This window comes from Micromonospora reichwaldensis (assembly GCF_031845925.1).
GTDB lineage: Bacteria > Actinomycetota > Actinomycetes > Mycobacteriales > Micromonosporaceae > Micromonospora > Micromonospora reichwaldensis.
The window spans coordinates 20092-32519 of sequence record NZ_JAVRFL010000015.1 but is presented as its reverse complement, the minus strand read 5'-3'; the positions used below and the strand labels follow the sequence as shown (position 1 = coordinate 32519).

The 12428-nt window shown below is 71.9% G+C and carries 10 protein-coding genes; 1 reads left to right on the top strand and 9 read right to left on the bottom strand.

Annotated features, from left to right (window positions below; genetic code table 11):
* Positions 1-14: 14 nt before the first annotated feature.
* The 8 genes from kdpA to RM555_RS14675 all read right to left on the bottom strand — a co-directional run bounded on the left by kdpA (position 15) and on the right by RM555_RS14675 (position 10553).
* On the bottom strand, positions 15-1670 hold the full coding sequence (kdpA, locus tag RM555_RS14710) for a potassium-transporting ATPase subunit KdpA (protein ID WP_311412257.1): 1656 nt from the start codon (positions 1668-1670) through the stop codon (positions 15-17).
* Complete coding sequence (kdpF, locus tag RM555_RS14705) at positions 1670-1759, bottom strand: K(+)-transporting ATPase subunit F (RefSeq protein ID WP_311412256.1); 90 nt, start codon at positions 1757-1759, stop codon at positions 1670-1672. Before kdpF ends, kdpA begins: the two co-directional genes overlap by 1 nt.
* A 462-nt stretch (positions 1760-2221) precedes the next feature.
* Entirely contained in the window at positions 2222-3358 is a 1137-nt protein-coding gene (locus tag RM555_RS14700; protein WP_311412255.1) for a CaiB/BaiF CoA transferase family protein, read from the bottom strand.
* Between the two features lie 182 nt (positions 3359-3540).
* Positions 3541-5139: a beta-1,3-glucanase family protein gene (locus RM555_RS14695; protein WP_311412254.1), complete on the bottom strand. Its 1599-nt coding sequence runs from the start codon at positions 5137-5139 to the stop codon at positions 3541-3543.
* 121 nt (positions 5140-5260) lie between these two features.
* Complete coding sequence (locus RM555_RS14690) at positions 5261-6781, bottom strand: family 43 glycosylhydrolase (protein WP_311412253.1); 1521 nt, start codon at positions 6779-6781, stop codon at positions 5261-5263.
* A gap of 31 nt (positions 6782-6812) precedes the next feature.
* Complete coding sequence (locus RM555_RS14685) at positions 6813-8288, bottom strand: family 43 glycosylhydrolase (RefSeq protein WP_311412252.1); 1476 nt, start codon at positions 8286-8288, stop codon at positions 6813-6815.
* Positions 8289-8535: 247 nt separating this feature from the next.
* Complete coding sequence (locus tag RM555_RS14680; protein ID WP_311412251.1) at positions 8536-9525, bottom strand: LacI family DNA-binding transcriptional regulator; 990 nt, start codon at positions 9523-9525, stop codon at positions 8536-8538.
* Positions 9526-9791: 266 nt separating this feature from the next.
* Positions 9792-10553: an SIR2 family NAD-dependent protein deacylase gene (locus tag RM555_RS14675; RefSeq protein WP_311412250.1), complete on the bottom strand. Its 762-nt coding sequence runs from the start codon at positions 10551-10553 to the stop codon at positions 9792-9794.
* 359 nt (positions 10554-10912) lie between these two features.
* Here RM555_RS14675 and RM555_RS14670 point away from each other — a divergent pair, with 359 nt between their 5' ends.
* Entirely contained in the window at positions 10913-11641 is a 729-nt protein-coding gene (locus RM555_RS14670; RefSeq protein WP_311412249.1) for a DUF899 domain-containing protein, read from the top strand.
* Positions 11642-11668: 27 nt separating this feature from the next.
* Here the strand turns inward: RM555_RS14670 and RM555_RS14665 are convergent, their stop codons facing one another.
* The gene (locus tag RM555_RS14665; protein WP_311412355.1) at positions 11669-12337 is read right to left on the bottom strand and encodes a M23 family metallopeptidase; all 669 of its coding nucleotides are present in this window, start codon (positions 12335-12337) and stop codon (positions 11669-11671) included.
* Positions 12338-12428: the final 91 nt, after the last annotated feature.

Here is a 12428-nt window from a genome sequence, read left to right as displayed (position 1 = left end):
TTTCCTCATCGGGGTCACAGCCCTTCGGCCAGCGGGCCCAGGGCGAGCGCGGGCAGGAAGGTCAGCGCCACGAGGATCACCGTGACGCCGGCGACCATCGCGACGAACAGGGGCCGGTGGGTCGGCAGGGTGCCCTCGGAGGCGGGTACGGGTCGCTGGCGGGCCAGCGACCCGGCCAGGGCGAGCACGAAGATGATCGGCAGGAACCGGCCGAGCAGCATGCACAGGCCCAGCGCGGTGTTCCACCAGGGCGTGCTCACGGTGATGCCGGCGAAGGCCGAGCCGTTGTTGTTGCTGGCGGAGGTGAACGCGTACAGCACCTCGGTGAGGGCGTGCGGGCCGACGTTCAGCGCGGTCGCGTGGTTGCCGGTGGCGAAGGCGGTGGCGGTGCCGATCAGCACGAGGGCGGGGGTGACCAGGAAGTACAGCGAGGCGAAGCGGATCTCGCGGGAGCCGATCCGCTTGCCCACGTACTCGGGGCTGCGGCCGACCATCAGCCCGGCCACGAACACCGTGATCACGGCGAGCACCAGCATCCCGTAGAGGCCGGCGCCGACGCCGCCCGGCGCGACCTCGCCGAGCATCATGTTGCCCAGCGTCATCATGCCGCCCAGCGCGGTGTACGAGTCGTGGAAGGAGTTCACCGCCCCGGTCGACGTCAGCGTCGTCGCGGCGGCGAAGGTGGCCGAGTTCGACACGTCGAAGCGCACCTCCTTGCCCTCCATGGCGGCGCCGACGGCCTGCGGGACGGTGCCGCCGGCCGCGAGCTCGAAGACGTTGGTCAGCGTGACGCTCGCGAGCGCGAGGACGGCCATGACCGCGACGATCGCGTGGCCCTGCCGGGTCTGGCCGACCATCCGGCCGAACACGCGCGGCAGGCTGAACGGGATCAGCAGGATCAGGAAGATCTCGATCCAGTTCGTCCAGGGGCTCGGGTTCTCGAAGGGGTGCGCGCTGTTGGCGTTGTAGAAGCCGCCGCCGTTGGTGCCGAGTTCCTTGATCACTTCCTGGCTGGCCACGGGCCCGCCGGTGACCGTCTGGGTCCCGCCGGTCAGGGTGGCGACCTCGGTGCCGCCGGAGAGGTTCTGCACCACCCCGCCGGCCATCAGCACCAGCGCGCCGAGGACGGCGACGGGCAGCAGGACGCGCAGCGTGATCCGGGTCAGGTCGACCCAGAAGTTGCCCAGCTCACCGGTACGGCTGCGGGCGAAGCCGCGGACCAGGGCCACCGCCACGGCGATGCCGACGGCGGCGGAGACGAAGTTCTGCACCGCCAGGCCGGCCATCTGCACCAGGTGGCCCATGGTCGACTCGCCCGAGTACCACTGCCAGTTCGTGTTGGTCACGAACGACACGGCGGTGTTCCAGGCGCCATGGGCGACGACCGGGTCGAGGCCGAGCGACAGCCACAGGTGGTCCTGCCAGCGTTGGAACGCGTACAGGAACAGAATCGACACGGCGGAGAAGGCCAGTACGGCGCGGGCGTACACGCCCCAGGTCTGGCCGGCGGCCGGGTCGACCCCGACCAGGCGGTAGATCCCCCGCTCGACGCGCGAGTGCCGGGTTCCGGCGACCACCCGGTGCAGGTGGTCGCCGAACGGGCGGTGGACGACGACCAGGGCCGCCACCAGGGACAGGACGAAGAGGGCGCCGGCTGTCGTGGCGGACATCAGAAGCGCTCCGGGAACAGCAGCGCGACCACCATGAACACACCCAGGCCCAACGCCAGCACCAGGCCGACGGCATCGACGATGTTCACAGCTTCTCCACGCCCCTCACCACGAGGGCGAGTGCGGCGAACAGCCCCACCGTCACCAGGACGAACACCACGTCGGACACACTGACTCCTCTGCCGGAACCGCTCGTCACGACCGCCTTCCGGCCGTGCCGGGCAATCGAAACTCCGTGCCCGCGCGAGGGACAGGGGTCATCACGCGATCATGACGGCGGCGGCGCGTTTCTTGACGCGTTCTTCACGCGGCCGGGTTGCGGCGGTGACGCCGCTCACCGGCACCCCCTCCGCCGGAACACGCGGACGGGACGCGGCAGCCGGGCGAGGTCCGACAGCCGGTCGGACGGAGATGGGCGTCAGCCAGGCGGGCGGGCGTCAGCCGGGCAAGCGGGCGTCAGCCAGGCGGGCGGGCGTCAGCCGGGCAAGCGGGCGTCAGCCAGGCGGCCGGGCGTCAGCCGGGCGAGCAGGCGTGAGTCGCTCGGGCGGGCGTCAGCCGGCCAGCCAGTTCCGGATCTCGTCGCCGTGCTCGTCGAGGCCCGGCGGCGGCAGGTCGTAGCGCGCCGGGGTGGCGCTCAGGCCGATCGGGTGGCGGATGCCAGGCACGCCCCCGGTGGTGACGACCGGGTCCAGCCCCAGTTCCCGCGCCAGGTCGACGCCCCCGGCGACCGTGTTGATCGGGGCGCACGGCACGCCCGCCGCGCGCAGGTCCCGGAACCACTCGTCGCGGCTGCGCAGGACCAGTCGCGCGACCAGGATCGGCCGCAGGTCCTCCCGGTTGACCGTGCGGTCCTGGTTGCGCCCGAACCGGGGGTCGTCGGGCAGTTCGGGCAGGCCGAGGACCTGGCACAGCTTGCGGAACTGGCCGTCGTTGCCGGCGATGACGACGAGGTCGCCGTCGGCGGTGGGCAGCGGTTCGTACGGGAAGAGGCTCGGGTGCCCGTTGCCCATCCGGAACGGCGTCGCGCCGCCGGCGACGTGGCCGCTGGTCTGGTTGACCAGACCGGACAGCGCGGAGGAGAGCAGGTCCACCTCGACGTGCTGGCCGGTGCCGCGGCGGTCGCGGTGGTGCAGGGCGGCGAGGATGCCGACGGCGGCGTGCAGGCCCGCGATCACGTCGAACACGGCGACCCCGGCCTTGTAGGGCGGGCCGTCCGGCTCGCCGGTGAGGCTCATCAGGCCGGACGCGGCCTGGACCACGAGGTCGTAGCCGGGCAGGTTGGCGCCGGCACCGGCGCCGAACCCGCTGATCGAGGCGTAGACGATCCGCTCGTTGACGGCGGCGACGCTGTCGTAGTCGAGGCCGAAGCGCCCCAGTCCGCCGGGCCGGAAGTTCTGGATCATGACGTCGGCGCGGCGGGCCAGTTCCCGGGCCACGGCCAGGTCGTCGGGGTCGGCGAGGTCGAGGGCGATGGACCGCTTGTTGCGGTTGACGCCGAGGTAGTAGGTGGAGGTGCCCTCCCGCACGGGCGGCAGCCAGGTCCGGGTGTCGTCCCCGCCGGGCCCCTCGACCTTGACCACCTCGGCGCCGAGGTCGGCGAGGAGCATGGTCGCGTACGGTCCGGCGAGGATCCGGGAGAAGTCGGCCACGAGGATGCCGCTGAGCGGCCCGGACCCTTGCTCCCCCATCGCCGTTCCCCCTCCCGTCGACGCCACGGCCGGCGCGGCGGCGTCGTAGCACCTGCCGGGTGCCGACGTCCGGCGCTGCGACGGCAGGACCACGATGGCACAGCGGGCGCGACGGACGTCGGTCGCCCCGACGGTCCGGGCCGGGGCGGATGGCGACGGGTCGCCGCCACCCGCCGAGCGGGTCAGCCCTTGCGCCACCTCTGGTTGGCGGTGCCCGCGCAGTCCCAGAGCTGGAGCTTCGCGCCGTCGGCGCTGTTCCACTCCCGGATGTCGACGCACCTGCCGGCCTGGATGTTGACCAGGTCACCGGCCGCGGTCAGGGTGAACCGTTGCGCGCCGGTGCCGTTGCACGTGTAGAGCTGGACGACAGCGCCGTTGCCGGTCGCGCCGCCGTCGACGTCCATGCACTTGTTGTTCTGGCTGCGCAGGGTGTCGCCGGTGAACGTCCACTTCTGCGCGTCGGTGCCGTTGCAGTTCCACATCTGCAACTGCGCGCGGTCGACGAAGTTCGAGTTCGGCACGTCGATGCACTTGTTGTTCCAGTTACTCAGCACGGGCACCCCGGTGCCGGGGTTCCCCGGTCCGCCGCTCCCGGCGCCGAACGGGCTCAGGACGAGTCCGGCCGCGCGGGGGTCGCCGTCGTGGACCAGGGACTCGAACGCGCCGACGTCGTCGAAGGCGAAGGCGTACGCCCTGCCGTCGGTCATGTTGGCGTGGATGACGCGTGCGTAGTGGTTCGTCGGGTTGTTGCGGTAGAACTGGGCGGCGTCGGTGCTGGGCTGCGTGTCGATGGTGCCGAGCGTGCCCCGGTTCAGCGCGGCGCAGAGCGTCCGGGAGATCGGGCCGACGACCGGGTCGTTGGGTGCGGGCAGGTCCCCGTCGCAGCCCCAGACGCTCGCCGAGGAGGGCCGGTTGAAGGAGGCGACCCGCTGGCCGACGCTGTTGGTGAACGTCATGACGTTGCCCGAGGTCCGCCCGAAGTAGCGGGTGTTCGGCTGGTCGGCGAACGGCACCACGGTCAGCGTCCTGGTCGTGTACGCGTTCCAGGCCGACGCGATGTAGGAGTCCAGGTAGGTGGCGCTGAACAGGCCGGCGCCGGCCGCCTTGCCGGGCGCGAGAACCCGCAACACGGTGCCGTCGGAGCGGGTGTGGACCGTGTTGGCCCAGCCCGACTGGGACCGGATGCCCTCGATGATCGCGTTGCGGCCCCCCGAGACGACGTCGCCGGTGCGCTTGGTGACGCCGGTGGCACCGGTCACCGTGACCGCGTGCGGCACCGCGAACATGTCGACCTGTGAGCTGTTGAGCCACAGTCCGGCGTCGTTGTAGGTGAACTCGCTCCAGTCGAACAGGATGTCGCGGTTGGCGTCGCCGGCCGCCCACGGGGCGGGTTGCACGAGGCCGTCCGGGGTGAGGAAGAACTTGAGCTTCTCCCCGAACGAGAAGTAGACGCGGCCGGAGAACCCGCGCGGGAACCGGATGGTCGTGCTGCCGCCGTTTCCGGGCCCCGGGATCGACGCGTCCGGCGCGGGCGACGGCGGGAGCTGCCCGCCCGACCACGGAACGAAGGTGCCGCCCTGGTTGACGTAGCCGAGGCGGCCGCTGGAGAGCTGCACGCCGATCACGTACAGGTGGACGGCGTCGCCCCGGCCGGTGCTGTTGGTGACCGTGACGGGCAGCAGCGCGGGGCCGACGGCGTGGGCGGGGGCTGCGGCGAGGGTCACCGGGACGGCGGCGACCAGCGCGGACACGGCGGCGAGCAGCCTTCTTCGAAGCTTCACGAAAGGTCCTCCTCGGGGTGGCGGGCGACGCTGAGAGAGCGCTCTCTCAGCGTCGGCCCGAGGCGGCTCTCCTGTCAATAGACACAGGCCAATGCGACCCGCGCGCCGGCTCGTGGCCCGCCTACTCCAGGTGGAAGGTGGCGGAGGCTCGGTCGGCGCTCGAACTCACCGCCTCCAGTTGGAGCAGTCCGGCCCGGTGGCGCACGTACCGGCCCGGAAAGTTCTGCGACTCAAGGGAGAGCCCGGCCCCGGCGGCCAGGCCGGACCGCCGGTGGAAGCTCGCGTCGCCACGGAAGAGCGTAGAGCCGTCGTCGCGCTCGACGTACAGGGCGAAATCGCGGTGGCGCAGGTAGTGGCCCGGGAGGTTGGTCGACTCCAGCGACACCGATCCGGCGCCGGCGAGGCCGGCGACGACACGGAACTGCGAGTCGGCCAGGCTCGTCACGTTCGGCTCGACGCGGGCCCGGTAGTCGTAGTGTCGGACGTAGCTGGTGGTCAGGTCGTGCGAACGCAGCCGGACGGGCGTGGCCCCGTCGGGCACCGGGATGCCGAAGTTCGGGGTGCCGTCAGCGTTCCAGTACAGCTTCTGGATCCTGGTTCGCCGGTTCGGATCGTCCAGGGGGTCACCAATGATGTCCCGGTAGTTGCGGTCGTGGTAGACCAGGATGTCGCTCTGCCCGTCCTCCGAGACGGTGAACGAGTTGTGGCCGGGGCCGTACTGGCCGGTGGCCGGGTTGCTGGCGAACACCGGGGTCGGGCTCCTGCTCCAGGAGGCGGCGTCGAGCAGGTTCGCGGTGACGGAGGCACTCAGCATCCCGAGGCAGTAGTTGGCGTCCGTGGCGCTGGCAGAGTAGGTCAGGAAGAGGCGGCCGTTGCGCTGGATGACGGCGGGTCCCTCGGCCACCCGGAACCCGCGGGTCTCCCAGTCGTACGTCGGCACGACGAGCCGGGTCACCGTGCCGGTGATCTGCCACGGGTTGCCACCCATCCGGGCGAGGTAGACGTTGGAATTGGTGGAGACGCCCGGCTCCTGCTGTGCCCAGGTCAGATAGCGCACCCCGTTGGCCACGAAGGTCGAGGCGTCCAGGCTGAAGGTGTCCCACGGGGTCGTGATCCGGCCGCGTTCGGTCCACGAGCCGGTCCGTGGGTCCGGGCTCGCGTTCTCCAGCACGTACATCCGGATCCGCCACACGTCGTCGGTCCGGCCCGCGGCGAAGTAGACGTACCACCTGCCGTTGATGAAGTGGATCTCCGGCGCCCAGATGTGGGCGCCCATCTCCCCGTTGGCGTGCCGGTACCAGATCGTCGTCTCCGCCGCCGTCGCCAGCCCCTGCAACGTGCTGGCCCGGCGCAGCACGATCCGGTCGTACTGCGGCACCGTCGCGGTCATGTAGTAGTAGCCGTCGGTGTGCCTGACGATGTGCGGGTCGGCCCGCTGCTCCGCCAGCGGGTTGGTGTGGTTCACCGCCGGTGCGGCGTGCGCCGGCCCGGCCATGGGCAGGCCGAGCGGCATGGCGAGGGCCAGCACCATCGCGGCCAGGGCCGACCGCAGACGCGGCACGGTACGGCGGCCGGCGCGCTGCGTACCGGCGGCCCGGTGGACGACCCCGCCGCAGGGGTGGGGTGGACGGGTTGGCTGCATCTGTCCTCCACGGGGTTGCGGCGGCCGTCGATCAGTAGAGGTAGGGCCAACCGGCCGCGTCGTACCCGATCCTGTTGACGCCGAGCAGCGACGCCCCGTTGTCGGCGTAGTAGTGGTAGAAGAGGTGGTCGCCGTCGGTGTCGACGAGCACGGCCTGGTGGCCGGGGCCGTGGATGCCGCCGTGCGAGGCCAGGACCTGCGTGCCGCCGCCGGAGAGCATGTCGCGGCCGGCACGGTCGACGAACGGCCCGGTCGGGACGGCGGCGCGGCCGACCATTACCCGGTAGGTGCTGCTGGCGCCCTGGCAGCAGCGGTCGAACGAGACGTACAGGTAGTACCAGGCGCCACGCTTGACGATGACGGGCGCCTCGATGCCCGGCCCGTAGGTGGCCAGACTGTGCATCGCCGTGCCCAGCCGGCGCCCGGTTGCCGGGTCGATCTGGATCAGCTTGATGCCGGACCAGAACGAGCCGAAGCTCAGCCACCAGCGGCCCTGGTCGTCGACGACGAGGTTCGGGTCGATGGCGTTGAAGGCGTCCGTGGTGCGTGACTCGACAACCAGGCCCTCGTTGGTCCAGCTGCCCGACGCGCCGGTGGTGCTGGTGGCGAGGAAGATCGCCGACCGGTTCGAGCCGAAGGTCGAGGCCGAGTAGTACAGGTGGTAGCGGCCGTCGCGGTACGACAGATCCGGTGCCCAGAGGTTACGCGCGCCGCCGGTGTAGGTGGAGGTCCACGGCGCACCGCCGGGAAAGACCGAGCCGGCGTTGCGGAACGTGACCCGGTCGGTGGAGGTCTTCAGTGCGACGTCGTTGCCGGTGTGGGCGACGAGGTAACCGCCGTCGGGGCGCCTCACCACGGTCGGATCGTGCACGCCGATGTCGCCGGTGACCCTGCCGGGCTGCGGGTAGGACGTCGGCGGGGTGCCCGTGGGCGGCGGTGTCGTGGTGGGCGGGGCGCCGCCGAGGCGGACCAGTTGCCACTGCTGGTTGGCCCCGTCGAGATTCCGGTAGGCGGCCAACATCCCACCATCCGCCGTCGACCAGTCCCACCCATCGACGGCCTTGCCGCTCGACCGGTTGACGAACCGCACGTACCCGCCCACGGAATCCTGCAACCGGAACTGCTGCGTCGCCACCCCGGTGTCAGCCCGCTGCACCAACCGCGTCCCGTCCGCCGCCCCCGGCAGATCCAACACCTTTCCACTGTGCCGCGAACGTACCTTGTAGAAACCATCACCCACGTCCACGAACTGCCACTGCTGCACCGCCAGATCGTTACGCGCCCACTGATTCACCGGCGCGTCGTCAGCCGTCGACCAGTCGAAGACATCCATCGCCTTCCCGCTGTGCCGGTTCACGAACACGTACGTCGCCCCGGTGTCCACCGCCGCCGCCCACGCCGACGAACCCACCACCACACCAGAACCCAGCAACACCGCCACCGCCACCACGGCAGCGGACAACCACCACCCACCGCCCGTCCGTGGCACCTCGTCTGTCAGCTTCATCGACTTCCTCCGTTGGCTTCCGGACCGACGCCGGACGAGCAGGTCGCGGCACCGGCGCGACGACGCGCCGCTCGTGGGCCGTGCGGGCTCGTCCCGCCGGCAAGGAGCAGGATGAACCGGAATACGTGACGGTGGCGTTTCGCGTCACGGGGCAGCAACAGCAGTGTTGGCGTTAACATTGATGAGTGTCAAGGGCTTCCGGTCGGCTCACGTCGGCCGAACCGCACCGCCGGGACGACCGGCGTGATCAGCGCCGTGGCGGGGCGGCGACGCTGCGACGGGAGACCAGGGAGGGCGCGACCGTCTGCCGCAGCGGGCCGGCGACGTCGGATTCCATCTGCGCCAGCAGCAGGTCCAGGCTCGCCCGGGCGACGGCGGCGAAGTCGGGCCGCACGGTGGTCAGCGGCGGGATGAAGTACGCCGCCTCGGGCACGTCGTCGAAGCCCACCAGGCTGATGTCGTCCGGCACCCGCCGGCCGTGCTCGTGCAACGCCCGCAGCACGCCCAGCGCCAGGTGGTCGTTGGCGGTGAACACCGCCGTGACCTCGGGCATCCGGGCCAACATCTGTCCGCACCGGTACCCCGCTGCCGCCGACCAGTCCGCCGGCAGCAGCGGCGGCAACTCGGCGCCCGCCGCCTGCAACGTCTCCCGCCATCCGTCGATCCGCCCGGCGCTGTCGAACCAGTCCGGGGGGCCGGAGACGTGCCAGACCGTCCGGTGCCCGGCGTCGAGGAGGTGCTGCGTGGCGGCCCGGGCCCCGGCGACCTGGTCGACCGTGACCAGGGGCACCGGACGGCGCGGGTCGCCGTCGACGGTGACCAACGGAACGTCCTTGGGGAGCCGTTCGAGGGCCTCCCCCGCCGACTCGACCGGCGCGATCACCACGATGCCGGCGACCCGGTGCGCCAGGTGCCGCTCCACCGCCGCCGAGATCGACTGGTCGTCGAGGTCGCTGACGCTGCCGACGCTGACCGCGAAACCCGCCTCGGCGGCCGCCTGGTCCAGGGCCGCCAGCAGCGAGGCCGGGCCGTAGAGAGTGGTGTTCTGCGCGACCACGCCGATCACCTGGGACCGGCCGGTGACCAGTGCCCGGGCCGCGCGGTTGGGCCGGTAGCCGAGTTCGGCGATGGCCGCCTGGACGCGCAGCCGGGTCTGCTCGCGCACGTTCGGATGCCCGTTGAGGACCCGGGACACCGTCTGGTGGGAGACGCCTGCGAGGCGAGCCACGTCCGTCATCGCAGGACCGCGCACGGCCACCTCACCTCTCCCGCCCCGTCCGGCGACTGCACCACGTCCGACCTCGACGGAGCGCCTTCGTGACACGGAAACACCCTCGCCGCCGCCAGCCGGCGCGTGTCGGTTGGCCGGGGCTGGACCGCCGACAGTCTACGTCAGCGGTACCGTCGGCCCCGGTGCGGCTGAGCCGGCGACCGGGGCGCAGGCCAGCGACACGGCCCGGGCCGGCCCGCCACGGGCCCCGCACCGGACGCTCCCGCGCGTCGTCACGCCGGGTCGGCACCCCAGGCGGCGTGCACCAGGGCGGGAAGCACCTGGGCGGCCGGACCGCGCAGGTTCACGTCGGACACGGCGTCCAGGGGCGTCTCCTGCGGGTTGACCTGCACCACGGTGGCGCCGAAACGGGCAGCCACCTGGGGGATCTCGGCGGCGGGATACACCAGCCCCGAGGTGCCCACGGTCACCAGCAGGTCGCACGTGGACGCCGCCTCCACGGCGGCCTCCAACGCGGCGGTCGGCAACGCCTCCCCGAACCACACCACCCCGGGCCGGACGAGGCCCGCGCAGTGCGCGCACCGGGGCGGAGGCACGCGCCGGCCGTCGTCCGGTTCCTCGGCGGCCTCGTCCGACGTCGTCGCCGGACGGGCGCAGGCCGAGCAGCGCGGTGCGAAGAGGCTGCCGTGCAGGTGGATCGGCGCGATTGAGCCGGCGCGCTCGTGCAGGTCGTCGACGTTCTGCGTGACGACGATCGCGCCGGGCACGCGTGCCTCGATCGCGGCCACGGCCACGTGACCGGCGTTCGGGCGGGCCCGCCGCACGGTGGCGCGTCGCCACTCGTACCAGCCCCAGACCAGCGCGGGATCCTCGCGGAACGCCTCCGGCGTGGCGAGCCGCTGCGCGTCGAAGCTGCGCCACAGGCCGGTGAGGGCGTCGCGGAAGGTCGGCACACCGCTCTCCGCGGAGACCCCCGCGCCGGTGAAGATCACGACGCGGCGCGCCTGCGCCAACAGCGCTGCGGCCTCCCGCATCGACCGCTCCCCCATCGTGCCTGCCCCCTTCGACCCGAGCCCCGTCGGGCAAGACTAGTGCGGCCCCCGTGATGGTCCGGCGGGGCGGCGCCGACTGTCGAACCCGGGCGCCGAGGGCGGCGCGGGGCTTCTTCGATGATGCGCACTTCGCCGGCCCACGCCCGCTCCTTTTCGCGGCACGCGGACCGGCCGGGCGTCGAGGGCGAACCGGCCGACCTGCGCAATTGCTCCACCCGCCGGCGCGATCGCCGGAACGGTATGCGGAAATGGGAATCCCACGACAAGGGGCGGAGGCTGGTGCGATCTCATAACGACCGACAAGAATGGGTCAGGCGCTCCAGCGGAAAGGCGTGTCGTCCATGATTGAGCCGAAGGTCGTGTCCCGGGACGAGTGGGTCGACGCCCGCAAGGAACTGCTCGACCGCGAAAAGGAGATCACCCGCCTGCGGGACAGGGTCACCGCGCTCCGGCGCGAACTGCCGGCAGTCGCCGTCGAGAAGGACTACTCCTTCACCGGCCCCGCCGGCGCCGTCCGGCTGGCCGACATGTTCGAGGGACGACGACAGTTGATCGTCTACCATTTCATGTTCGACCCGGAATGGGCCGAGGGATGCACGAGCTGCTCGCTGCTGGTCGACAACTTCGGGCACCTCACGCACCTGCACGCCAGTGACACGACACTCGCGGTGGTCTCCCGCGCGCCGTTCACGACCCTCGCGGCATTCAAGAGCCGGATGGGCTGGCGCTTTCCCTGGTACTCCTCGCACGGCAGCGACTTCAACTACGACTTCCACGTCACCATGGACCCGGCCGTCGCCCCGGTGGAATACAACTACAAGGACGCCGAGACCCTGGCCGCCCAGGGCCTCACCCACCACCTGCAGGGCGAGGCCCACGGCCTGAGCGTCTTCGTCCGCGACGGCGACCGGATCCTGCACACCTACTCCGTGTACGGCCGCGGCCTCGACCCGCTGCTGAACACGTACAACTACCTCGACCTCACGCCGCTGGGCCGGCAGCGCTACGTCAACGAGTTCCCCCACCACGACACCTACGACACGGACGCGGCCGGCAGCCACAGCCACTGACCACCCGCCGCCGACCGGCGGCGTCCGTCATTCGGGTACGCAGTTGTTGCTCTTGCGCCTGACCGTGTACTCGGTGTCGTCGTGGGTGATGCCCGACGGCGCCCCGTCGAAGTACGCCTCGACCTTCTCCCAGCCCCGGCGCTGCTCGTAGTGCAGGTGCGGCGCCCCGGAGTTGCCGGTGCTGCCGACCCGCCCGATCTGCTCGCCCTGGGCGACCCGCTGACCGACCCGGACCAGCGGCGGTTCGAGCAGGTGCAGGTACTGCGTCTCCCACTTGCCGCCGTGGTCGATCTTCACCCAGTAGCCGCCGCCGCGGCCACGCGGCCCGTCCGGGTCGTCGGGCGTACGGCCACCGAGCGATCCGTTGATCCCCGCCACGGTGACCTCCCCCGCGTAGGACGCGAGCACCGGCCGCCCCCACGCCCTGCCCTCGGTCGGGAACAGGTCCACGTCGTAGTCGTCGTGACCGGGATAGGTGCCCAGTTGCCACGTCTCCCCGCACGCGACGGGAAGCTGGAACAGCGGGCGCGGACCCGCCGGCCGTACCAGCGGCACCACCACCGCGACGACAAAAACGGCGACGGCGAGGACCACCGCGACCGCGCCGGAGACGAGCACGATCCGGGTGCGGCGGCTGCGGACGCGGCGGTGGGTGCGGGGGGTGGTGGGGCGACCGGTCGTCACCGGCCCGAGCATGGCAGACGCCGGCAAGGCGCCCCTCCCCGGGCGGCGGGCGGCACCTGCGGGCCCTTCGACGGTACGGCGGACCGACGCGCCGGTCGACGAC

Bases quoted from the DNA above. Each gene is read 5' to 3' on its own strand.
- kdpA (WP_311412257.1), bottom strand. From the start codon at position 1,670: ATGTCCGCCACGACAGCCGGCGCCCTCTTCGTCCTGTCCCTGGTGGCG.
- RM555_RS14700 (WP_311412255.1), bottom strand. From the start codon at position 3,358: ATGGGGGAGCAAGGGTCCGGGCCGCTCAGCGGCATCCTCGTGGCCGAC.
- RM555_RS14690 (WP_311412253.1), bottom strand. From the start codon at position 6,781: ATGCAGCCAACCCGTCCACCCCACCCCTGCGGCGGGGTCGTCCACCGG.
- RM555_RS14685 (WP_311412252.1), bottom strand. From the start codon at position 8,288: ATGAAGCTGACAGACGAGGTGCCACGGACGGGCGGTGGGTGGTGGTTG.
- RM555_RS14680 (WP_311412251.1), bottom strand. From the start codon at position 9,525: ATGACGGACGTGGCTCGCCTCGCAGGCGTCTCCCACCAGACGGTGTCC.
- RM555_RS14675 (WP_311412250.1), bottom strand. From the start codon at position 10,553: ATGCGGGAGGCCGCAGCGCTGTTGGCGCAGGCGCGCCGCGTCGTGATC.
- RM555_RS14670 (WP_311412249.1), top strand. From the start codon at position 10,913: ATGATTGAGCCGAAGGTCGTGTCCCGGGACGAGTGGGTCGACGCCCGC.
- RM555_RS14665 (WP_311412355.1), bottom strand. From the start codon at position 12,337: ATGCTCGGGCCGGTGACGACCGGTCGCCCCACCACCCCCCGCACCCAC.